The organism is Neisseria sp. 27098_8_158 (assembly GCF_041433145.1).
Classification (GTDB): Bacteria; Pseudomonadota; Gammaproteobacteria; order Burkholderiales; family Neisseriaceae; genus Neisseria; species Neisseria subflava_E.
The window spans coordinates 43960-66830 of sequence record NZ_JAPWAZ010000001.1 but is presented as its reverse complement, the minus strand read 5'-3'; the positions used below and the strand labels follow the sequence as shown (position 1 = coordinate 66830).

Below are 22871 nucleotides of genomic sequence, written 5' to 3'. Positions count from 1 at the left end.
TGACAACTCTTTTTAACATTCTATTTTAGGTGCCCTACTATGTCTCCTAACCGCATCCTTGCAACCGCACTCTTGTTTGCATCTGCATTTGCCAGTGCAGATGTCCATATTGATGAAAGTATTCCTTACCGTCATGCAGAAGAAATCGATACCCGTATCGTTTCCGAGTGTTTACAAATTGGCAACGTCATGTCCAAATCTTTGCAAGAAACTGCAGCCAAAAGCAATGTAACTATTGTCCGTGACGGTAAAAAACAAGGAACATACGCAGATATCTCCATCACTTCCGCCATGAGCGCAGGCGTAGCCTTTGTCGGCCATGCCAAAAGTATTACAGCCGTTGCCACTTTGTATGTTGACGGCGAAGAAGTCAATAAAAAAACCTTCACCCGCAATTCTTCCGGTGGCATGCTTGGTGTTTATAAAAGCTCTTGTGCAGTCTTAAATCGCACTTCTAAAGTCTTAGGTTCAGATATTGCCCAATGGATTGTTAACGAACAAAAAAACGCTCAAGACAAATAAAACCCCAATTTGATAAAGGCCGTCTGAAATACCGTATTTCAGACGGCCTTTATATTTTCTATTTCTCTAGAAACAAAGAAATAAATTATCCATTAATCATTGTCAAAAATAGAGAATTTTATTTCTAACGCCCTTGATTTTAGAATACCTACCCTCAATTATTAATACCATAAGAATTTTGTATATTAACAGTCAAAGGAATAACATGGCAGAAAAAAACTATTATGAAATACTGGGCGTTGCCAAAGATGCGGATGAGGCCGAAATCAAAAAAGCCTACCGAAAACTGGTGCGCAAATACCACCCCGATGTCAGCAAAGAACCTGACGCAGCCGAACGTACGGTAGAAATCAACCATGCCTACGAAACGCTTTCCGACAAAGAAAAGCGGGCCGAATACGATGAAATGTTGGCTAATCCTTACGGACGCAGCACCAGAGGCAATCCGTTTGGTCAAGGAAGCAATCCGTTTGGCAATGGATTCAATGGTGGTGGCTTCCGCTATGAACGTTATGAAGGCGAGCCGTTCGGAGCGGGAGACTTCAATTTTGAAGATCTGTTTTCATCATTCCGCCAATCCCACACTCGTTCCGAGCAACCCTTCGGCCCAATAAAAGGCGAGGATCAACATGCTGAATTGAGTATTGATATTTACGCAGCGTATGTTGGCGCAGAACGTAGCATGACTTTGAATGTGCCGACTCTAGACGAACACGGACGTGCGGTTTATCAAAATAAAACCCTCAACGTCAAAATTCCCAAAGGTATTGCAGAAGGCCAACAAATCCGTTTGGCCGGTCAAGGTTTGCCGGGATACAACGGTGGGGAAAACGGTGACTTGTACTTAAAAATCAAGTTCCACGACCAACCTGATTTATATGTCAAAAACAGGAAAGACGTATATCAAACAATAGATGTCAAACCTTGGGAAGCAGTATTGGGCGGCAAAATCATCGTCCCTACCGCTTCAGGCCGCTTACAGGTCAATCTGCCTGCCAACAGCCAAAGCGGTAAAAGCATCCGCCTTAAAGGCAAAGGTATTCCTGCAAAAGAAGCCGGAGACCTTTATCTTAATATCCGCATTAATGTTCCGCCAGTAGAGAGCGAAGCCGACCGTGCCGCATGGGAAAAATTGGCCGAACACTTTGCCGCAAAACAAGCATAAGAGAAAGGATAAATTATGATTCAGTCCTCCGATATTACCCTTACTTTTGAAGAAATCGTTGCCGCCAGCCGCTGCCGTCGCGATTGGCTGTTGGAACTTATAGCAGAAGACATCATCAGCATCGATGGTACGCCCGAAAAAAGCACCTTCAGTGGTTTTCATCTTGCCCGCATCCGTCGCGCACAACGCTTAAGCCGTGATTTTGAGGCCGGCATTCCCGCATTGGGGCTGATTATGCGGCTGTTAGACGAGGTGGAAGAACTCAGAAAAATACAGCGTCCGCTGGTACTACTCGAAGAAGAGTAAATATCGACAAGTTGTTCGATTAAATATTGATGAGAAGAAAAAGTTTTTGATGTTTATTGATATTCTATAATGAAAGGCCGTCTGAAAATATTTTCAGACGGCCTTTTTATGCCTTAATTAACAACAGCGTCCGCCGTTGCTGCCGCAACGGCGTTTACGGCAGTAGTCTTGAAATTGCAGCTCAGTCATGACCGGTGCGTCGGGATTATGCCTGCGCTGACGGGCAACGTAGTTTTCATAATCTGGGACACCGGCCATCAAGTTCGCTGTCAATTTGATGGTTTTCCACCAAGAGGTAAGCTTATGCTTCACTTTGAGCCTCCGGCTGTTTACCGTCGCGGTACACTGCTGGAATTTCTTTAGCAGTTGGCCAGCCGACTTTACGGGCTTTCATGGCGGTACGGAAACCGTACACGGCGACAATCACCACAACAGACAAGAACAAAGCGGTCAGACCGGCATTGATTTGGTCGTTGAAGATGATTTGTGACATTTCGCCAATGTCTTTAGCTGGAGCGAGGACTTCGCCTGAAGCCAAGGCATCGCGGTATTTGCCTGCGTGAGCCAAGAAGCTGACGCGCGGATCGCTGTGGAACAGTTTTTGCAAACCGGCATAGCAGGTTACGAACAATACGCCGACAGCAGGAACCAAAGTTACCCAAACATAGCGGTCGCGTTTCATTTTCACCAAGACAACGGTACACATAATCAACGCTACGCCTGCAAGCATTTGGTTGGCGATACCGAACAACGGCCAGAGCGAGTTAATACCGCCCAGAGGGTCGGTTACGCCGGTATAGAGGAAGTAACCCCACAATGCCACGGCAAAGAATGTGGCAACCAAGTTGGCAGGGATAGAGTCGGTGTTACCGAATGGTTTGTAGAAGATACTGCCCAAGTCTTGAATCATGAAACGGGCAACGCGTGTACCGGCGTCAACTGCGGTCAGGATGAACAAGGCTTCAAACAGCAAGGCAAAGTGATACCAGAATGCCATCATGGCTTCACCCGGAATCAGACGGCTCATGATGTGTGCCATACCGACTGCAAGGGTTGGCGCACCGCCTGCACGGGACAGAATGGTGTTTTCGCCCACTTCTTTAGCAGTATGCAACAGAGTTGCGGCATCAACAGAGAAATTCAGTTTAGTGGTGATGACCTCGGCAGCTGTGTTGGCATCTGTACCAATCAGCGCGGCCGGGCTGTTCATCGCGAAGTACACGCCTGGATCAAGCGAAGCGGCGGCAGCCAGAGCCATAATAGCCACAAAGCTTTCCATAATCATGCCACCGTAACCGATCATGCGGACGTGGGTTTCGTTTTCCACCATTTTTGGGGTGGTACCGGAAGAAATCAGCGCATGGAAGCCTGAAACCGCACCACAAGCAATGGTAATAAACAAGAATGGGAACAATGCACCTGAGAATACCGGGCCTGAACCATCGATAAAGTGGGTAACTGCAGGCATTTGCAGAGTCGGGTTAACAATAACGATACCCAAAGCCAAAGCTGCAATCGTACCGATTTTCAGGAAGGTAGACAGATAGTCGCGCGGAGTCAGCAAGAGCCAAACCGGCAATACGGAAGCCACGAAACCGTAAATCATAATCGCCCAAGTCAGCTGAATGCCGTCAAGGTCGAACCAGTGACCAAAGGAGCTATGGGCAACATCTTCACCGTAAATCACGGCCAACATCAGCAAAATAAAGCCGACGATGGAAATCTCGCCAATTTTGCCCGGACGGATATAACGGGTGTAGATACCCATAAACAGGGCAATCGGCATAGTCGCTGCGATGGTGAACGTACCCCAAGGGCTGTGAACCAATGCTTTCACAACAATCAACGCCAACACCGCCATAATGATGACCATAATCATCAAAATACCGATGGATGCAATCACGCCGGGAACGGTACCGAGTTCTTGTTTCACGATATCGCCCAAAGACTTACCGTCACGGCGCATAGAAACAAACAGTACCATCATATCCTGTACGGCACCGGCAAATACCACGCCGAAGATAATCCACAAAGTACCGGGCAGATAACCCATTTGCGCTGCCAATACAGGACCAACCAAAGGGCCTGCGCCGGCAATAGCGGCAAAGTGGTGGCCGAACAGTACGCCTTTATGTGTGGGAACATAGTCCAAGCCGTCATTGTGGCGTTCTGCCGGAGTCAGACGGTTAGGATCAAGCTGCATCACACGGTTGGCAATGTAAAGACTGTAGAAACGGTAGGCAATGCAGTATACCGAAATGGCGGCCGTAACCATCCAAATCGCACTGACTTGCTCGCCACGGCTGAGAGCTAAAGTAGTAAAGGAGGCCAAGCCTACCAAAACCACAATGCCCCAGATCAAAAATGATTTGAGCGATTTCATTGATTTATCCTTAAAACGTGATGCACCAAGGCTTGCTTTAGCGACAAACTGCCTTAATGCGCTTCAGAAAGACCAGTCATTATAGTCTTCATGATTTCATGAGTGAAATGTCATTTCAACCCCAATTCGACTGAAAACAAAATGATTAGTTCGCCCGTAAGGTTAACACAAACAGACAATATACCCTTCATTTTTTACTTCAAAACTAAATATTCCTTAACATATAGCAAACGAAAGGCCGTCTGAAAACCCAAATCTTCAGTTTTCAGACGGCCTGACAAACGGTCAATGCTATAATCCGACATTCCCATTTCTCTATATTGCCATACCATGCAAAACAACGATTCCGAAACCATGCGCCTCTCCAAACGCATGGCGCAATTAGGCTTATGCTCGCGCCGCGAGGCAGACAGCTATATCGAGCAAGGCTGGGTCAAAGTCAACGGCCAAACCGCCGTACTCGGTCAAAAAGTCACCGAGCGCGACCGTATCGACCTCAACAAACAAGCCCATGAAAAACAAGCCGCGCGCGTAACCATCCTTCTGAACAAACCCGTCGGCTACGTCAGCGCGCAGGCAGAAAAAGGCTATAAATCCGCCGCCGAACTCATTACCGCCGAAAACCACTGGGAAGGCGACGACAGTCGTATCCCTTTCAGCGAAAAACACAAATTCGGCTTAGCCCCTGCCGGCCGCCTGGATATCGACTCCGTCGGATTATTGGTACTCACTCAGGACGGCCGCATTGCCAAACAACTGATTGGCGAAAACAGCAGCAGCGAAAAAGAATACCTCGTCCGCGTCCGCGGCAAACTGGACGACAAAGGCCTCGCCCTGCTCAACCACGGCTTGAGTTTGGACGGAGAAAAATTGCGTCCCGCCAAAGTCGAATGGCAAAACGAAGACCAGTTGCGCTTTATTTTGCGACAAGGCAAAAAACGCCAAATCCGCCGCATGTGCGAACTGGTCGGCCTGCGCGTCGTCGGTTTGAAACGCATCCGCATGGGCAAAGTCAAACTCGGCCGACTGCCGCCGGGCAAATGGCGTTATTTACGCGCTGACGAATCGTTTTAATTGCAGCTAATAAAAAAGGCCGTCTGAAAACATATTTCAGACGGCCTGATCTTTTACTGATTACTCAATATAAGTAAACTTCGCACGTTTGATATTGCAGAGGATTTCGTACGGAATCATACCGGCAACTTCAGAAACTTCATTGATATTAATCACATCGCCCCAAAGCTCGACTTCCGCGCCCAAGCCCTCTTTCGAGGCTTCCAGCTCAACCGTAATCATATCCATAGATACCCTGCCGATAATACGGCTGCGTTTGCCATCCACCGCCACAGGGGAATTAGTGGAAGCGCGACGCGGATAACCGTCGGCATAGCCGCAGGCAATCAAACCGACACGGGTAGATTTGCTGGTGTAGAACGTTGCGCCGTAACCAATCGGAGAATGCGGCTGCAACACACGCTCGCCGAAAACGCGGGAAGTCAGGCGCATAACCGGTTTCAAACGATCATCCACGCCACCGAAAGGCGAAATACCATATAAAGCCAGACCGGCGCGTCCCCAATCGCGGCGCGCTTCAGGCACGTTCAAAATCGCGGCGGAATTGGCCAAGCTCTCTTCACCTTCCAAACCTTCACACGCCAAATCAAACGCTTCAAGCTGCATTTCGGTCATGCCGTTTTCCGGCTCGTCCGCACAGGCAAAATGGCTGAATTTCACAATATTTTCAACCGATTCGGATTGTTTCAATGCAGTATGGGCCGCAGCGTAGTTATGCGGAAAGAAACCGGCACGGTGCATACCCGAGTCCATTTTCAGCCATACGGTCGTCGGACGTTGCCACTCATGATGCACAAACGCCTCCAACTGCCATTGGCTACCGATTGCCGGCCACAAATCATAACGGTCAACATCCGCATACTCCGCAGCCTCAAACACGCCTTCCAACAAAACAATCGGGTTTTTAATGCCGTTTTGACGCAATTCCACGCCTTCATCTACCGTTGCCACCGCAAAGCCGTCGGCAATATCCGCCAACGCGTGTGCACATCTGACCGCACCATGCCCGTAAGCATCGGCCTTAATCACAGCCAACAATTTATTGCCGTGCAACTCTTTGAGAAAACGATAATTTTGACGTAAATTATCCAAACGGATTTGCGCATTGAGCGGACGCATAATGTATTCCTCTTATCGGCATCCGTTTCAGACGGCCTGCCCCATTACTTTGAAGCAAATATTATAGGTCAAAAACTACACAGGATTCCATGAAATACACAAGAATAATCTATTCATAATTTAGACCTCATGCGCGCCTTTAGGCATTTATGCTTCTTCTCAGGCTGTTTTAAGGTTATGATTCAATCCAAATGAAAACGACAGACATCAAGGCCATGAAAGAACTCGACAAAACCGACTTAAAAATTCTCAAACTCCTGCAACAAAACGCACGTATCCCCATGACCGAATTGGCTGAAAAAGTCGGCCTCTCCACCACGCCGGTAACCGAACGCGTCCGCCGTTTGGAACGCGACAACCTTATCACCGGCTATCACGCCCATCTGAATCCTCATGCTTTAGGCCAAAGCCTCTTGGTCTTTGTCGAGCTGAAACTACGTTCCAAATCCGGCAATATTTTTGAAGACTTCAAACGCGAAGTGCTAAAAATTCCGCAAATTCTGGAATGCCACTTGGTCTCTGGCGAATACGACTACCTTATCAAAGTCCGCCTGCCCAATATGTCCGCCTATCGCGATATGCTCGGCAATATCCTGCTGCAACTGCCGGCTGCGTCCGAAAGCCGCAGCTATGTTGTCATGGAAGAAGTCAAAGAAGAAGTAGTATTAGACATCTAATTCTATTCAACACACAAAGGCCGTCTGAAAGATTACAACATTCAGACGGCCTTTATTTTAAATGAGCAAAAAAATGCACACATCCGACAGAATGTGTGCCAAGTCTACAAAGGAGAAATAGAGGAGAAACTATTAACTGACTACTCGAACCAGCTAACGAAACGAATTATGCAACAAGATATTCAACCGCGCAAGTATTTTTCTTGTAAAGTTTCTTAATTATTCAATTAACAGATTTTAAATGTAATCATGTTTCAATGCAGATAAAAAAATGCGCATACCGTTTCGATATGCGCCAAGTCTACAAAGGAGAAATAGAGGAGAAAAATCAAGCTGCATCAAGCAACTCAACGGCGCGAATTATCCTTGTCTTCTACCCTCCTGTCAACTGTTTCCCCATCTATTTTCAAGTATTTTGCTAAAAAACAACAAAGTCGCTATCCCCCTATTTTTCTTGCTATTTTCGCCCATATATAAAAAGAATTTAGGGCCGTCTGAAACATATATTGCCACTAAAGATAAACGGCTCCATACTCACACATTCATAGTCCATATCAACCCAACCCAAAGACCATGACCACCCCACTTTCCCTTGCCGTCGTCGGCCATACCAACACAGGCAAAACCTCGCTCTTACGTACGCTTTTGCGCGACAGCACCTTCGGTGAAGTAAAAAACGCGCCCTCTACCACACGCCATGTCGAAGAAGCCCTCATCAACGACGGCGACGACAGCTTGGTTTATCTCTACGACACCCCCGGCCTTGAAGATGCCGGCGGCGTGTTGGACTGGCTGGAAACCCACACATCCGCACGCGATGACGGTATTGAGCGCATTCAGCAATTCCTCAGCAATCATGAAGCGCATCACGAATTCAACCAAGAGGCCAAAGTGCTGCGCCAAGTCATGCAAAGCGATATGGCCATGTACGTCATCGATGCGCGGGAACCCGTCCTCGACAAATACAAAGACGAGCTGACTATTTTGTCTTGGTGCGCCAAGCCCATCATGCCCGTGTTCAACTTCACCCAAAATCAAGACCTGACCGCTTGGACCAATATGCTCGCCCGCAGAAACCTGCATGTTTACGCCGGTTTCGATACCGTTGCCTTCGACTTTGAAGGCGAAATCCGATTGTGGGACAACCTTGCCACCATGTTACCTAAGCGCGACATCCTCGACCGCCTCATCAATATGCGCCGTCGCGAGTGGCAACGGCTGGATACGGAAGCGCGCCGTGAAATTGCTGATTTTCTGCTGGATGCCGCCGCATTCACCCAAGAAATTGCCGAAAACGACGACCCTGCCCCGACTTTGGAAGTCATGCAATCGGAAATCCGCCAACTTGAGCGGCAAATGCAACAACGCCTGTTCACACTTTACCGCTTCTATCACGACGAAGTCGGCAGCGACAGCACATGGATGCCCAAAGCCTTCAAACAAGATCCGTTTGACAGCGAGTTGCTCAAACATTACGGCATCCGTACCGGTACCGGCGCAACCGCAGGCGCGCTCATCGGCTTAGGCTTAGACATTGCCACGCTTGGCGGCTCGCTTGGTTTGGGTACCGCCATCGGCGGACTGTTGGGCGGCATTTTGCCCAATGCCCAAGACATCACCGACAAAATCAACGGCCGACAAACCCTGCATACCGATCCGGAAACCCTTACCCTGCTCGCCGCACGCGCACTGGATTTGTTGCACGTCTTGCAAACGCGCGGCCATGCGGCTCAGTCGCATATCGAGCTAAAAGAACGCAAAGCGCCATGGAATGCGGCCAAATTGCCAAGCGAACTCAACAAAGCGCGTAGCAACCGCAAATGGTCTTCGCTCAACACACACCAGCCCGAAGCCAGCCGTAACGAACGCGCAGCCTATGCAGCCACTTTAAGCGAAAAATTAAAAGCTTAGAATTGCCGCATAACAAAAAGGCCGTCTGAAACCTAAATGTTTCAGACGGCCTTTTGATTTTAGAAGGAAAATACTTATTCAGCAGCTTTGGTTTCTCGTTTCAAACCGCCGCCAAGTGCTTTATACAAGTCGGCAAGGTTTTCCAGACGGGTCAGCTGATTGGCTAAAAGAGCAGTATCCGCGCTATAACTGCTGCGCTCGGCATCCAGTAAATCCAATGCGCTGGATACGCCATGTTTGTAGCGCAGGCTGATAAGGCGCAGGCTGTCGTTGTAGGCACGGCTTTGTTTGCTCAAAGCGGCATAGCTTTTATCCAGCTGTTCGCGTGCAACCAACGCATTGGAAACGTCTTTGAATGCGGATTGAACAGCGGCTTCATAAGCAACGATTTGTGCCTGTTGGCGCAGTTTGGCTACGTCAAGATTGGCTTTGTTTGTGCCCCAGTCAAAGATAGGCAATGTGATGGACGGTGCAAAAGCCCAAATACCTGTGCCGCTCTTAAACAGGCTGCTCAACTCGCCGGAAGCCGTACCGACCGAACCGGTCAGGCTGATGCGTGGGAAAAACGCCGCACGTGCCGCACCGATGTTGGCATTGGCTTGTTTGAGCGCGTGTTCAGCCGCACGGATATCCGGACGGTTGAGCAACACGTCCGAACTCAAACCGGCAGGCAGCTTGGTCATTTTGAACTGCTTGCTCAAAGGCAGACCGGCAGGCAAGTCTTCAGGCAAAGGTTGATTAATCAACATAGCCAAAGAATTGCGCGCTTGCTCGCGGTTTTTCACTGCAGATGCGTAATCGGCTTTGGCTGATTCGATCAGGGCTTCCTGTTGGCGCAAATCAACGGCGGAAATCACGCCGGCCTTATGGCGTAATTGCGAGAGCTTGTAAGTCGCTTCACGGGTTTGTAATACGCGTTGTGCCAATGCCATGGTTTCTTCGGCGTAGCGTTCGTTGAAGTAGGCTTTGGCAACGGTAGAAATCAGGGTCAGATGGGCGGCATCGCGGTTGGCAGCCACATTGAAATAACCTTGCAACGCGGCTTCACTGGTACTGCGGACACGGCCGAAGAGGTCAAGCTCATAAGAGGCTGCGCCCAAACCCACGCTGTATTGGCTGCTAACGCTGCCGCCACTCAAACTGCCTTGACGCGAACCCGTACCGCTGGCATTGACGGTTGGCAACAAATTATTACGCGCAATCATATATTGCTTGCGGTAGATTTCCGCATTCAGCGCGGCTGTACGCAAATCGGTATTGCGTTCCAATGCGATGTCGATTAGACGGTGAAGGCGCGGATCGGCAAAGTAATCTTGCCAACCCAATTCAGCGGCACGGATACCGTCGTCAACAGTATCGTATTTAAACGTATCGGCCACGGCAACTTGAGGCTGCTCATATTTCGGCATCATGGTACAGGCCGACAAAGCCACAGCGGCGGCAACGGCGGTCAGTACAGGTTTGAATGTAATCTTCTTCATTTTAGAATCCTTTAGCATTTTGAGGCCGTCTGAAAAGTTTTCAGACGGCCTTTGCTTTAATACTTGTCTGAATCGTGTTTACCGTCTTCAATCATGCCGGCTTCAGCGGCGTGTTTGGCGGCCATCTCATGCTCGTGTGCGGTTTCTTTAAAGAATTTGCGCACAACCACATAGAACAAAGGCACAAGGAACACAGACAGAATCGTACCGATCAACATACCCCAGACCACGGTCGTACCAATCGCACGTTGGCTGGCGGAGCTGGCACCGCTGGCAACATAAAGCGGTACCACGCCCAAGATGAAGGCGAACGAGGTCATGATAATCGGACGGAAACGCAGGTGTGCGGCGGCAAGCGCAGCTTCAAGCGCGCTCTTGCCTTGCGCTTGCAGGTCTTTGGCAAATTCGATAATCAAAATCGCGTTTTTCGCACTCAAACCCATCACCGTAACGAAACCGACTTGGAAGTAGATATCGTTGGCGTATGCCGGAATACTGCCCAGCAGCGCTTCAAACATGTTGCGGCCGGTCACGCCCAATGCCGCGCCAATCAAGCCCAACGGAATCACAAGGATAACCGCCAACGGGATAGACCAGCTTTCGTACAAAGCAGCCAATACCAAGAATACAGCGGCAGCGGCCAATGCGTACAACATGACTGTTTGCGAGCTACCTTTGGCCTCTTCACGAGACTGACCGCCCCATTCCAAACTGTAACCGCCGCCCATTTCATCAACCATTTGCTGTACCGCAGCCATGGCTTGACCGGAAGACACGCCATTAACAGGCGAGCCGGAAAGCTCCATTGCAGGATAACCATTGAAGCGGACGCTTTGTTCCATACCGTTTACCCAAGAAACAGTAGCAATGGTAGAAAGCGGTACGGCAACACCGGATTTATTCGGCACGGTCAAGTTCAGAATATCGGCAGGCTGCATACGGGCACTCGCATCAGCTTGTACCATCACGCGTTGCAGACGGCCTTGATTCGGGAAGTCGTTTACATAAAACGAACCCAAAGAAGAAGCCAAAGCAGTACGGATGTCAGAGAACGAAATACCTTGTGCAGCTGCGGCAGAGCGATTGATGTCGATTTTCAACTGCGGCGCATCTTCCAAACCGCTCGCACGAACGGTACTTGGGTTAAACAAACCGCTTTTGCGCATTTTGTCAATCAGCTCATTGCGCTTGGCCAACAATGCAGCATGGCCGCTGTTGTTACGGTCTTGCAGGTAAATCGTCAAGCCGGAGCCTGTACCCAATTCCATAATGGCAGGAGGCACAATCGCCAAACCGAAACCGTCTTTCAGCGTAGCCATCATCATGCCGGTCAACTTACCGGAAATAGAAGTCGCATCGCTGCCCGGAGCAGTACGTTCGCTCCAGTCTTTCAGAATGACAAAGCCCAAAGCCATGTTTTGGCCGGAACCGCTAAAACTAAAGCCGGAAACGGTAACAATGTTCTCGATCTCAGGTACAGATTTCGCCAGTTGAGTGATTTGAGCCAAAGTTGCATCGGTACGCTCTTTGGTCGCGCCGGCAGGCAGCTGTACGCTCAACATCAAGTTACCTTGGTCTTCAGTCGGCAAGAAGGAAGTCGGCAGACGCATAAACAGGAATACGCCCACAACAGTCAAACCGATATAGACAACCATCATGCGCAAAGTCTTGCGCAAGACTTTGGCTACCCAGCCTTCGTAGCCGTGTGTCCAGTTGTCGAATTTCTTGTTAAACCAACCGAAGAAACCTTTTTTCTCTTCGTGATGACCATTCTGAATCGGCTTGAGCATGGTGGCACACAATGCCGGAGTCAGCGTCAAAGCAAGGAATGCGGAGAAGCCGATCGATGCCACCATGGTCAGGGCAAACTGTTTGTAAATGTTACCGGTTGCACCGCTAAACATTGCCAGCGGCACAAATACGGACATCAACACGGCAGTAATACCGATCACCGCGCCGGAAATCTGACTCATCGCTTTTTTGGTTGCAGCCTTAGGCGACAGACCTTCACTCGCCATAATACGCTCAACGTTTTCAACGACCACAATCGCGTCATCGACCACAATACCGATCACCAATACCATCGCAAACATGGTCAATACGTTAATCGACATACCCATGTATGAGATAAAGGCAAAACCGCCCAACAGGGAAATCGGTACAACAATGGTCGGAATCAGCGTATAGCGGATGTTTTGCAGGAAGAGATACATCACTAAGAATACCAATACGATGGCTTCCAAAAGCGTATGGATCACTTTCTCAATCGAAATTTCCACAAATTTGGAAGTATCGTAAGGAACTTTCCAGCTCATGCCGTCTGGAAAATACTTCTGCAAAACTGCCATTTTTTCTTTCACGGCAGTCGCCGTTGCCAAAGCGTTACCGCTGTTGGACAGCATCACTGCCATACCGGTGGTATTCACGCCGTTCAAACGTGTGGAAGTAGAATAGTCCTGCATACCCAAGCTGACTTTGGCAACGTCTTTCAGATAGACATTAGAACCATCGGTATTGGATACCAAAATGATGTTGCCAAACTCTTCAGCAGTGCTCAGCTGACCTTGAGCCGTCACAGTTGCTGAAATGGTCTGACCTGCAGCCGCCGGCAAAGAGCCGATAGAGCCTGCAGAAATTTGGATATTTTGAGTAGCCAGTGCGTTGGTTACCGTTGCAAAAGACAGGTTGTAGTTTTGCAGTTTTTTCGGGTCAACCCAAATACGCATGGCGCGTTGCGCACCAAACAATTGTACCTGCCCTACGCCGTCGATACGCTGCAGTTCAGGAATGATATTGCGCTGGGCGTAATCGTTCATTTCCTCAATGGATTGCTTTTCAGAAGAAAGCATGACCACTTGCAAGAAGTTGGAACGCGCTTTAGATACGGTTACACCATATTGCTGTACGGTAGACGGCAATGTGGACAACACTTCCGACAATTTGTTCTGCACGTCTACCTGCGCCAAATCTTCATTGGTTTCCGGTGTAAACGTCAGACTGACGCTGCCGCTGCCGCTGGAATTGGCAGAAGTCGTCATATAGTCCAAACCTTCCACACCGTACATATTACGTTCGATAACGGCCAGTACGCTGTCTTCCATTACCTGAGCAGAAGCGCCCGGATAAGTAGCGCGCAAAGTAATGGTCGGTGCAGCAACGGACGGATATTGGGAAATCGGCAGTTTTTGAATACCGAAAATACCCGCTGCGATGATAAAAATCGCAATAACCCATGCAAAGATGGGGCGGTCAATAAAAAACTTAGACATTCACGCGTTCCTTATTTGGCTTCAGATGCAGCTTTAGCTTCAGGCTTGGCCTCGGATGCAGCCTGGCCGTCTGAAACTGCCGGTGTTGCTGCCGCAGCACTTGCAGGCGGAGTCCATTCTTTCGGCGTTACCTGTTTAGCACCCGACATAGCGGCAATGCTGATGCCTTCAACAATCACTTTGTCGCCGTCTTTCAGGCCGTCTGTAATCACCCAATTGCTACCTTGCTGTTGGGCAATGGTCACGACACGCGCTTCCATTTCGCTCTTGTCATTCACTACCATCACAGTATCTTGCGAACCGCGGGTAACTGCTTGTTGCGGCACTACAAATGCATTATCCACAGCCACTTGTTCCATCAATACGCGCACATACAAGCCCGGCATCAAGATATTTCTGTCGTTAGGAATGGCGGCGCGCAAGGTAATTTGACCGGTCGTTTTGTTGACAGTCGGATCTGCAAACAGCAGACGGCCTTTTTCAGGGTAAACCGTACCGTCGTCAAATTTGATATCCACTGCAATCGCGCCGTTTGCCGCCAACAATTTGCCTTCGGCAACCTGTTGACGCAGTTTCATGACCTCACTCGCAGATTGGGTAACGTTGACATACATCGGATTGGTTTGTTGGATGGTTGCCAAAACAGTGGTATCGCCGGAATTCAGCAGCGTACCTTCAGAAACTTTAGATTGACCGATAAAGCCGGAAATCGGCGCAGTAATGCGGGAGCGGTTCAGGCTGATACCGGCAGATTTGATAGCTGCTTGAGCGGATTTGACGCCTGCCTCTGCTGAACGCTTGGCCGTTACGGCTGCATCATATTCTTGTTGGCTGATGGCATCGGCGGCAACCAGCGGTTTATAGCGGGCTAAGTCGGCATTCGCTTTAGCCAAAGTAGCTTGCGCACTTGCCAACTGGGCGCGTGCGCTTTCTAAATTTGCTTCATAAGTTGAGCTGTCGATTTGGTACAAAGGCTGACCGGCTTGAACATAGCTGCCCTCTTGGAACAGGCGTTTTTGCAAAATACCGCCGACTTGGGCGCGAACTTCGGCAGTACGCAATGATTCCAGACGGCCCGGCAACTCGGTTGTCAATGCAACGGTTTCCGGATGCACAGTAACCACACGGACTTCAGGTGCAGGTTGTTTTTGCTGTTGCTGACTGCCTTGCGCCTGTTGGCCGGCTGCTTTTTCATCGCCTTTGCCGCAAGCGGAAAGTGCCAACGCAGTAGCTGCTGCAATTGCCGCGACACGCATCATTTTAGAAGCATAAAGAGCCATAATTTTCCTATCTCTATGATAAATAAGGGTTTGACTAATTAAAAATTGATTACTTTAATCTCATATTTCGCAAACAGAAATTGCCGCTTTTATGAAAAATAGGCTGATTATATAGTGTTGAGAAACACTATCAAGTATTGAATTAAATTATACATACATTCTTGCATGTTCAGAAGTAATTTTTTATAATCCGAACCATAAATTTACATTTCCTACAAAAAAACCATGAGAAGAACCAAAACCGAAGCTTTAAAAACCAAAGAATATCTCATGCTTGCCGCATTAGATACGTTTTATCAGAAAGGCATTGCCCGCACTTCGCTCAACGAAATCGCCCAAGCCGCAGGCGTAACGCGCGGCGCGCTGTATTGGCATTTCAAAAACAAAGAAGATTTGTTTGACGCCTTGTTCCAACGGATTTGCGACGACATCGAAAGCTGCATAAAAGAAGACTCGAACAACAATAACGAACAGGCTTGGTCAAGCTTCCGACTGACCCTGACCCGTTTTTTCGAGCGCCTGCAACACAACGAGCTTCGCTACAAATTCCACAGCATTTTGTTTTTAAAATGCGAACACACCGAGCAAAACGAGGCGGTCATTGCCATCGCTAAAAAACACCAATCATTATGGCGTGAAAAAATCGTTGCCGTCCTGACTGATGCGGTACAACAAAAAGCGTTGGCGGATAATTTGGATATCGATATGGCAGTCATCTTCATCAAGTCTTCATTAGACGGCTTGATTTGGCGCTGGCTTTCTTCAGGTCAAGGCTTCGATTTAGCACAAACTGCCCCACGCATGATTGAAATCATCATTGATACATTGGAAAACCATCCGCAATTAAGAAAACAATCATAAACATCAAAAATAAAAGGCCGTCTGAAACATTAAAAGTTTCAGACGGCCTTTTGGTTCAAACCTGCTTAACGTGTTACCGGTTTGTAACGGATACGTTTCGGTTTTGCGCCCTCTTCACCCAAACGGCGTTTCTTATCGGCTTCGTATTCCTGATAGTTGCCGTCAAAGAACACCCATTTAGAGTCGCCTTCACAAGCCAAGATATGCGTAGCGATACGGTCGAGGAACCAGCGGTCGTGCGAAATCACCATCACGCTGCCGGCAAATTCCAACAATGCGTCTTCCAACGCGCGCAGAGTTTCCACATCGAGATCGTTGGACGGTTCGTCCAACAGCAACACATTACCGCCGCTCAACAAAGTTTTTGCCAAGTGCAGACGGCCGCGTTCGCCGCCGGAAAGTTGCCCCGCAATTTTGCTTTGGTCGCTGCCTTTGAAGTTAAAGCGTCCCAAATATTGGCGGGCTGGAATTTCAAACTGACCAACCTGCAAAATATCGCGGCCTTCGGCGATGTTGTCGAACACGGTTTTGTCGTTTTGCAAACCTTCGCGGCTTTGGTCGATCAAGCTCATTTTCACGGTTTGACCGATTTTCACTTCGCCGGAATCAGGCTGCTCTTTGCCTGAAATCATTTTAAACAGCGTAGATTTACCCGCGCCGTTCGGACCGATGATGCCGACAATCGCGCCCGCAGGTACTTTAAAGCTCAAATCGTCAATCAGCACTTTATCGCCGAACGATTTGGAAACGTTCACAAATTCAATTACTTCGTTACCCAAACGTTCGGCAACAGGGATAAAGATTTCCTGAGTTTCGTTGCGTTTTTGGTATTCGTAGTTGCTCATTTCTTCAAAACGCGCCAGACGCGCTTTGGACTTGGCTTGGCGGCCTTTGGCATTTTGGCGTACCCATTCCAATTCCTGCTTCATCGCTTTCACGCGCGCAGCTTCGGATTTCGCCTCGTTTTCCAAACGTTTTTCTTTCTGCTCCAGCCAAGACGAGTAATTGCCTTTCCACGGAATGCCGTGTCCGCGGTCGAGTTCCAAAATCCATTCGGCGGCGTTGTCGAGGAAGTAGCGGTCGTGCGTTACCGCAACGACTGTACCGGGGAAGCGGACCAAGAATTGCTCCAGCCATTCGACAGATTCCGCGTCCAAGTGGTTGGTCGGCTCGTCAAGCAAAAGCATATCGGGCTTGCTCAACAAAAGTTTGCACAAAGCAACGCGACGTTTTTCACCGCCGGACAAATTGCCGATTTGGGCATCCCAATCAGGCAGGCGCAGCGCGTCGGCAGCGATTTCCAATTCGTGCTCTGCACCGCCGCCGGTAGACGAACCCGCCGCAATAATCGCTTCCAAGCGGCCTTGTTCTTCCGCCAACGCATCAAAATCCGCATCGGGATTGGCGTACTCGGCATACACTTCTTCCAAGCGTTTCTGCGCGGCAGCCACTTCGCCCAAACCGCTTTCCACTTCCTCGCGCACAGTTTTCTCAGGATCAAGCTCGGGCTCTTGCGGCAGGTAGCCGATTTTAATGCCGCCCATTGGCACGGCTTCGCCCTCAAATTCCTTATCCACACCCGCCATAATCCGCAGTACAGTAGATTTACCCGCACCGTTCAAACCGAGCAAACCGATTTTTGCACCGGGGAAAAATGAAAGGGAAATGTCTTTAATAATGGTTTTTTGCGGCGGTACAACCTTGCTCACGCGCAGCATAGAATAGACGTATTGTTGGGACATAGTTTTCTCGTTTCCGTCAAACAAATTTCAGACGGCCCATTTTAACCTATTGCCCCAATACTTGCTTGTTCAAATGCCGTCTGAAAATAGAAATAAGCATCAAAATATACACCGCACCGAACCGATACCCTTATTGCCCGACGGTATCAATGCCAAACCACAAAAAATTTGATTTAAGCCAGTTTATCCTTGAACTGGCATTGCCAATATCCGGCGCGCTTCATAAAATGCACCTAATATCCTTGAAAGTACGCACACAAACAATAACGACAGAGAACACCACACCAAGGAACCTTTCAGATTTCTCAATAAAAATACTTTTCAAAAAAAGGATTTACCTCATGTCGGAAAATACGCAAAAAACAGCAAAACAAGGTTTGCCGTCACTGGCAAAAAGTACGATTTGGATGCTGAGCTTCGGCTATCTCGGCGTTCAGACGGCCTTTACCCTGCAAAGCTCACAAATGAGCCGAATTTTTCAAACTTTAGGCGCCGACCCGCATAATTTGGGCTGGTTTTTCATTCTGCCGCCATTGGCCGGTATGTTGGTTCAACCGATTGTGGGCTACTACTCAGACCGCACTTGGATGCCGCGCTTGGGCGGCCGCCGTCTTCCCTATCTGCTTTACGGTACGCTGATTGCGGTTATCGTCATGATTCTGATGCCGAACTCGGGCAGCTTCGGTTTTGGCTACGCTTCTTTGGCGGCTTTGTCGTTTGGCGCGCTGATGATTGCGCTGTTGGACGTATCCTCCAATATGGCAATGCAGCCGTTTAAAATGATGGTCGGCGACATGGTCAACGAGGAGCAGAAAAGCTACGCCTACGGGATTCAAAGTTTCTTAGCGAATACGGGCGCGGTTGTGGCGGCGATTCTGCCGTTTGTGTTTGCGTATATCGGTTTGGCGAACACGGCCGAAAAAGGCGTCGTGCCGCAGACCGTGGTCGTAGCATTCTATGTGGGCGCAGCCTTACTGATTATTACCAGTGCGTTCACCATCTTCAAAGTCAAAGAGTATGATCCGGAAACCTACGCCCGCTACCACGGCATCGACGTAGCCGCAAATCAGGAAAAAGCCAACTGGTTCGAACTCTTAAAAACCGCACCTAAAGCGTTTTGGACAGTGACTTTGGTGCAATTCTTCTGTTGGTTCGCTTTCCAATATATGTGGACTTACTCGGCAGGCGCGATTGCAGAAAACGTTTGGCAGACAACCGATGCCTCCTCCGTAGGCTACCAAGAAGCAGGCAACTGGTACGGCGTTTTGGCGGCGGTACAATCCATTGCTGCCGTTATCTGCTCGTTTATTCTGGCAAAAGTACCGAATAAATACCATAAAGCCGGTTATTTCGGTTGCTTGGCTTTGGGTGCACTTGGTTTCTTCTCCGTTTTCTTCATCAGCAATCAATACGCGCTAGTGTTGTCTTATACCTTAATCGGTATTGCGTGGGCCGGTATCATTACCTATCCTTTGACGATTGTAACCAATGCCCTCTCCGGCAAACACATGGGTACTTATTTGGGTCTGTTTAACGGTTCTATCTGTATGCCTCAGATCGTCGCCTCTCTGCTGAGCTTTATCCTCTTCCCTATGCTGGGCAGCCATCAGGCAACCATGTTCTTGGTTGCAGGCGCAGTCTTGCTGCTGGGAGCCTTCTCAGTATGTCTGATTAAAGAGACCCACGGCGAATAATCCATCAACACCATCGGCAAAGGCCGTCTGAAACCTTTGCCGAACTTACAATTTTAATAACAGGAGCTTCATAAATGTATACAAGAATCATGGAAATCAGCCCTTGGACGCTGCGTTCGGCAAAACTGGAAAAAGAACACAAACGGCTGCAAGAGAGCCTGACCAGTTTGGGCAACGGCTATATGGGCATGCGCGGCAACTTTGAAGAAACCTACTCCGCCGACAGCCACTTAGGCACCTACATCGCCGGCGTGTGGTTTCCCGACAAAACCCGCGTTGGCTGGTGGAAAAACGGCTATCCCAAATATTTCGGCAAAGCCATCAACGCGCTTAATTTCAGCAAAGTCAAAATCTTTGTCGATGGACAAGAGGTGGACTTGGCGAAAAACGACGTTGCCGACTTCTCCGTCGAACTCGATATGCAACACGGCGTGTTGCGCCGCTCGTTCACCGTATTCGGCGTGCGTTTCGATGTGTGCAAATTCCTGTCCGTCGCGCAAAAAGAGCTGGCGGTTATCCGCTGGGAAGCCGTATCCGTTGACGGCAAAACCCACCAAGTCCGCATCGATTCCATCATCGACGCCGACGTGAAAAATGAAGACTCCAACTACGAAGAAAAATTCTGGCAGGTATTGGACAAAGGCGTTTCAGACGACCGCTCCCATATTGCCACCCAAACCGTCGCCAATCCCTTCGGCGTGGAACAATTCATCGTCAACGCCGAGCAAACCTTCGCCGGCAGCTTCAAAGCCCTCGGCGGCAGCCAAACCGACTGGCAGGTCTCTAATTCTTTTGAAGCCGAAGTCTGCAGCACGCCCGAAACCGTTGAAAAACGTGTGATTGTTACCACCAGCCGCGATTATCAGGGCTTGGAAGCGGTGAAAGCCGCAGGCCGCGCCTTATCGGAAAAAATCGCAGGCGTTGCGTTTGAAACCTTGCTGGACGCACACAAAGCAGGCTGGCTGCACCGTTGGGAAATCGCCGACGTGGTCATCGAAGGCAGCGACGAAGCGCAGCAAGGCATCCGTTTCAACCTGTTCCAACTGTTCTCCACCTACTACGGCGAAGACGCGCGCCTGAACATCGGCCCCAAAGGCTTTACCGGCGAAAAATACGGCGGCGCAACCTATTGGGATACCGAAGCCTACGCCGTGCCGCTGTACCTTGCACTGGCGGAACCCGAAGTTACCCGCAACCTGCTGCAATACCGCCGCAACCAACTGCCGCAAGCGCAGCACAACGCGCGCGAACAGGGCTTGGCGGGCGCACTCTATCCGATGGTGACGTTTACGGGTATCGAATGCCACAACGAATGGGAAATCACCTTCGAGGAAATCCACCGCAACGGCGCGATTCCTTACGCCATCTACAACTACACCAACTACACCGGCAACGAAAGCTATCTTGCCAAAGAAGGCTTGGAAGTCTTGGTCGAAGTGTCCCGCTTCTGGGCGGACCGCGTCCACTTCTCCAAACGCAACGGCAAATACATGATTCACGGCGTAACCGGCCCGAACGAATACGAAAACAACATCAACAACAACTGGTACACCAACACCCTCGCCGCATGGGTATTGGACTACACCCGCGAAGCCCTGGCGAAATACCCGCGTCCGGATTTGAACGTGAGTGCTGCCGAATTGGAAAAATGGGCGGACATCAGCGCCAACATGTACCGTCCTCATGACGAAGAACTCGGCGTATTCGTGCAGCACGACGGTTTCCTCGACAAAGATATCCGTCCCGTGTCCGCGCTTTCGCCCGATGATTTGCCGCTCAACCAGAAATGGTCGTGGGACAAAATCTTGCGTTCGCCTTTCATTAAACAGGCAGACGTCTTGCAAGGCATCTATTTCTTCGGCGACCGTTTCAATATGGACGAAAAACGCCGCAACTTCGACTTCTACGAACCGATGACCGTGCATGAAAGCTCGTTGTCTCCATGTATCCACTCCATCCTTGCCGCCGAACTGGGCAAAGAAGAAAAAGCCGTGGAAATGTACCAGCGCACCGCACGCCTGGACTTGGACAACTACAACAACGACACCGAAGACGGCCTGCACATTACTTCTATGACCGGCTCGTGGCTCGCCATCGTCCAAGGTTTCGCCCAAATGAAAACCTGGGGCGGCAAACTCAGCTTCGCACCATTCCTGCCGAGCGCATGGACAGGCTACGCCTTCCATATCAACTACCGCGGCCGTCTGATTAAAGTCGCCGTCGGCAAAGAAAACGTCGTCTTCACCCTGCTCAAAGGCGAGCCGCTCGATTTGCAGGTGTACGGCAAAGACATCACGCTCAACGGCAGCCACACTGTCGCGTTGGAAAAATAAGGAGGGCACAAAATGACTTTCACCGCTGTCCTATTTGACCTCGACGGCGTCATTACCGACACCGCCGAATACCACTACCGCGCATGGAAAAAGCTTGCCGAAGAACTAGGCATCAGCATCGACCGCAAGTTTAACGAGCAGCTCAAAGGCGTATCGCGCGACGATTCGCTCAAACGCATCCTCGCACACGGCGGTAAAACCGTCAGCGAAGCCGAGTTCGCCGAACTGACCCGCCGCAAAAACGACAACTACGTTGAGATGATTCAAGCAGTCAAACCCGAAGACGTGTACCCCGGCATTTTGCCCCTGCTGGAAACATTGAAAGCAAACGGCAAAAAAATCGCCCTCGCGTCCGCCAGTAAAAACGGCCCGTTCCTGCTCGAACGCATGGGGCTGACCCACTTCTTCGACGCCATTGCCGACCCTGCCGCCGTCGCGCATTCCAAACCCGCCCCCGACATCTTCCTCGCCGCCGCCGAGGGCGTGGGCGCGGACATCCGCCACTGCATCGGCATTGAAGACGCCGCCGCAGGTGTCGCCGCCATTAAAGCAGCCGGCGCCTTGCCCATCGGCGTGGGCAAAGCTGAAGACTTAGGCAGCGACATCGCGCTGGTGTCCGGCACCGCCGAGCTGACCTACGCCTACCTGCAAAACGTGTGGGCACAGTCGGGCAGGTAAAATACTAAGGAAGTAAAAAGGCCGTCTGAAAACTGGATTTCAGACGGCCTTTATTCTAAAAGTTTCCAGACGACGTTTGAGGTCTTCTGAAAGTTTGAAACAGTGGTGAGAACGACAGACAACGCGTGCGTGCGTACCGCACACACCCTACACCTCGGTTTTAAAGTTTGTGCCGCCGCAGGTAAAGTGTGTGGCACAGCCACGCACGCGGTTGGTGGAGATGCAGGCTACGGCTTGCTTGTGGATAGGTCATGATGGGAGGGTTCTTTTTAAAATGGATTTCGTTGGGTCTTGAACCAACAGGAAGAAAACAGCCTTTAAGCTATTATATTTGTTGTTTGGAATGAAACAAAGGTCGTCTGAAAATGGATTCACG

At 49.8% G+C, this 22871-nt stretch carries 18 protein-coding genes; 11 read left to right on the top strand and 7 right to left on the bottom strand.

Features of this window, described 5'->3' with window-relative positions:
• Positions 1-39: 39 nt before the first annotated feature.
• The 3 genes from O3681_RS00315 (at position 40) to O3681_RS00305 (ending at position 1993) form a co-directional block, all read left to right on the top strand.
• A complete protein-coding gene (locus tag O3681_RS00315; protein ID WP_295861757.1) occupies positions 40-522 on the top strand; it encodes a hypothetical protein in 483 nt (160 codons plus the stop codon).
• 205 nt (positions 523-727) lie between these two features.
• The gene (locus tag O3681_RS00310) at positions 728-1687 is read left to right on the top strand and encodes a DnaJ C-terminal domain-containing protein (RefSeq protein ID WP_295861760.1); all 960 of its coding nucleotides are present in this window, start codon (positions 728-730) and stop codon (positions 1685-1687) included.
• 15 nt (positions 1688-1702) lie between these two features.
• On the top strand, positions 1703-1993 hold the full coding sequence (locus O3681_RS00305; RefSeq protein WP_311458310.1) for a chaperone modulator CbpM: 291 nt from the start codon (positions 1703-1705) through the stop codon (positions 1991-1993).
• A 117-nt stretch (positions 1994-2110) separates the two neighbouring features.
• On the opposite strand, the gene O3681_RS00300 is transcribed toward O3681_RS00305, so the two are convergent.
• Together O3681_RS00300 and O3681_RS00295 are read right to left on the bottom strand one after the other, a co-directional pair.
• Entirely contained in the window at positions 2111-2305 is a 195-nt protein-coding gene (locus O3681_RS00300) for a YbdD/YjiX family protein (protein ID WP_371459015.1), read from the bottom strand.
• Positions 2295-4376, bottom strand: a complete 2082-nt coding sequence (locus O3681_RS00295) for a carbon starvation CstA family protein (protein ID WP_371459014.1) — start codon at positions 4374-4376, stop codon at positions 2295-2297. Before O3681_RS00295 ends, O3681_RS00300 begins: the two co-directional genes overlap by 11 nt.
• 330 nt (positions 4377-4706) lie before the next feature.
• On the opposite strand from O3681_RS00295, the gene O3681_RS00290 reads away from it, so the two are divergent.
• Positions 4707-5450 (top strand): pseudouridine synthase, encoded by a 744-nt coding sequence (locus O3681_RS00290; RefSeq protein ID WP_004520512.1) that lies wholly within the window; start codon positions 4707-4709, stop codon positions 5448-5450.
• Between the two features lie 60 nt (positions 5451-5510).
• On the opposite strand, the gene alr is transcribed toward O3681_RS00290, so the two are convergent.
• Positions 5511-6569, bottom strand: a complete 1059-nt coding sequence (alr, locus tag O3681_RS00285) for an alanine racemase (protein ID WP_371459013.1) — start codon at positions 6567-6569, stop codon at positions 5511-5513.
• A 215-nt stretch (positions 6570-6784) separates the two neighbouring features.
• Between alr and O3681_RS00280 the strand changes: the two genes are divergently transcribed.
• A complete protein-coding gene (locus tag O3681_RS00280; RefSeq protein ID WP_079453694.1) occupies positions 6785-7246 on the top strand; it encodes a winged helix-turn-helix transcriptional regulator in 462 nt (153 codons plus the stop codon).
• A 573-nt stretch (positions 7247-7819) separates the two neighbouring features.
• On the top strand, positions 7820-9157 hold the full coding sequence (locus tag O3681_RS00275; protein ID WP_371459012.1) for a GTPase/DUF3482 domain-containing protein: 1338 nt from the start codon (positions 7820-7822) through the stop codon (positions 9155-9157).
• A gap of 74 nt (positions 9158-9231) precedes the next feature.
• On the opposite strand, the gene O3681_RS00270 is transcribed toward O3681_RS00275, so the two are convergent.
• From O3681_RS00270 to O3681_RS00260, 3 genes are read right to left on the bottom strand one after another with little or no spacing between them, the layout of a single operon-like run.
• Positions 9232-10638 carry an efflux transporter outer membrane subunit gene (locus tag O3681_RS00270; protein WP_371459011.1) on the bottom strand — a complete coding sequence of 469 codons (1407 nt, stop codon included), beginning with the start codon at positions 10636-10638 and terminating at the stop codon, positions 9232-9234.
• A gap of 56 nt (positions 10639-10694) precedes the next feature.
• The gene (locus O3681_RS00265) at positions 10695-13907 is read right to left on the bottom strand and encodes an efflux RND transporter permease subunit (RefSeq protein WP_070503823.1); all 3213 of its coding nucleotides are present in this window, start codon (positions 13905-13907) and stop codon (positions 10695-10697) included.
• Positions 13908-13918: 11 nt separating this feature from the next.
• On the bottom strand, positions 13919-15187 hold the full coding sequence (locus O3681_RS00260; RefSeq protein WP_107831883.1) for an efflux RND transporter periplasmic adaptor subunit: 1269 nt from the start codon (positions 15185-15187) through the stop codon (positions 13919-13921).
• A gap of 225 nt (positions 15188-15412) precedes the next feature.
• On the opposite strand from O3681_RS00260, the gene O3681_RS00255 reads away from it, so the two are divergent.
• Complete coding sequence (locus O3681_RS00255) at positions 15413-16048, top strand: TetR family transcriptional regulator (RefSeq protein WP_070583340.1); 636 nt, start codon at positions 15413-15415, stop codon at positions 16046-16048.
• Positions 16049-16113: 65 nt separating this feature from the next.
• Here O3681_RS00255 and ettA read toward each other — a convergent pair whose 3' ends face one another.
• Positions 16114-17790, bottom strand: coding sequence for an energy-dependent translational throttle protein EttA (gene ettA, locus O3681_RS00250; RefSeq protein WP_070711984.1), 1677 nt, complete (start codon positions 17788-17790; stop codon positions 16114-16116).
• A 341-nt stretch (positions 17791-18131) separates the two neighbouring features.
• Between ettA and O3681_RS00245 the strand changes: the two genes are divergently transcribed.
• The 4 genes from O3681_RS00245 to O3681_RS00230 all read left to right on the top strand — a co-directional run bounded on the left by O3681_RS00245 (position 18132) and on the right by O3681_RS00230 (position 22750).
• The gene (locus tag O3681_RS00245) at positions 18132-19484 is read left to right on the top strand and encodes an SLC45 family MFS transporter (RefSeq protein ID WP_070588154.1); all 1353 of its coding nucleotides are present in this window, start codon (positions 18132-18134) and stop codon (positions 19482-19484) included.
• A gap of 74 nt (positions 19485-19558) precedes the next feature.
• A complete protein-coding gene (locus tag O3681_RS00240) occupies positions 19559-21817 on the top strand; it encodes a glycoside hydrolase family 65 protein (protein ID WP_371459010.1) in 2259 nt (752 codons plus the stop codon).
• Between the two features lie 12 nt (positions 21818-21829).
• Positions 21830-22495 (top strand): beta-phosphoglucomutase, encoded by a 666-nt coding sequence (gene pgmB / locus O3681_RS00235; protein WP_371459009.1) that lies wholly within the window; start codon positions 21830-21832, stop codon positions 22493-22495.
• Positions 22496-22600: 105 nt separating this feature from the next.
• Positions 22601-22750 carry a hypothetical protein gene (locus O3681_RS00230; protein ID WP_157686114.1) on the top strand — a complete coding sequence of 50 codons (150 nt, stop codon included), beginning with the start codon at positions 22601-22603 and terminating at the stop codon, positions 22748-22750.
• Positions 22751-22871 lie beyond the last annotated feature (121 nt).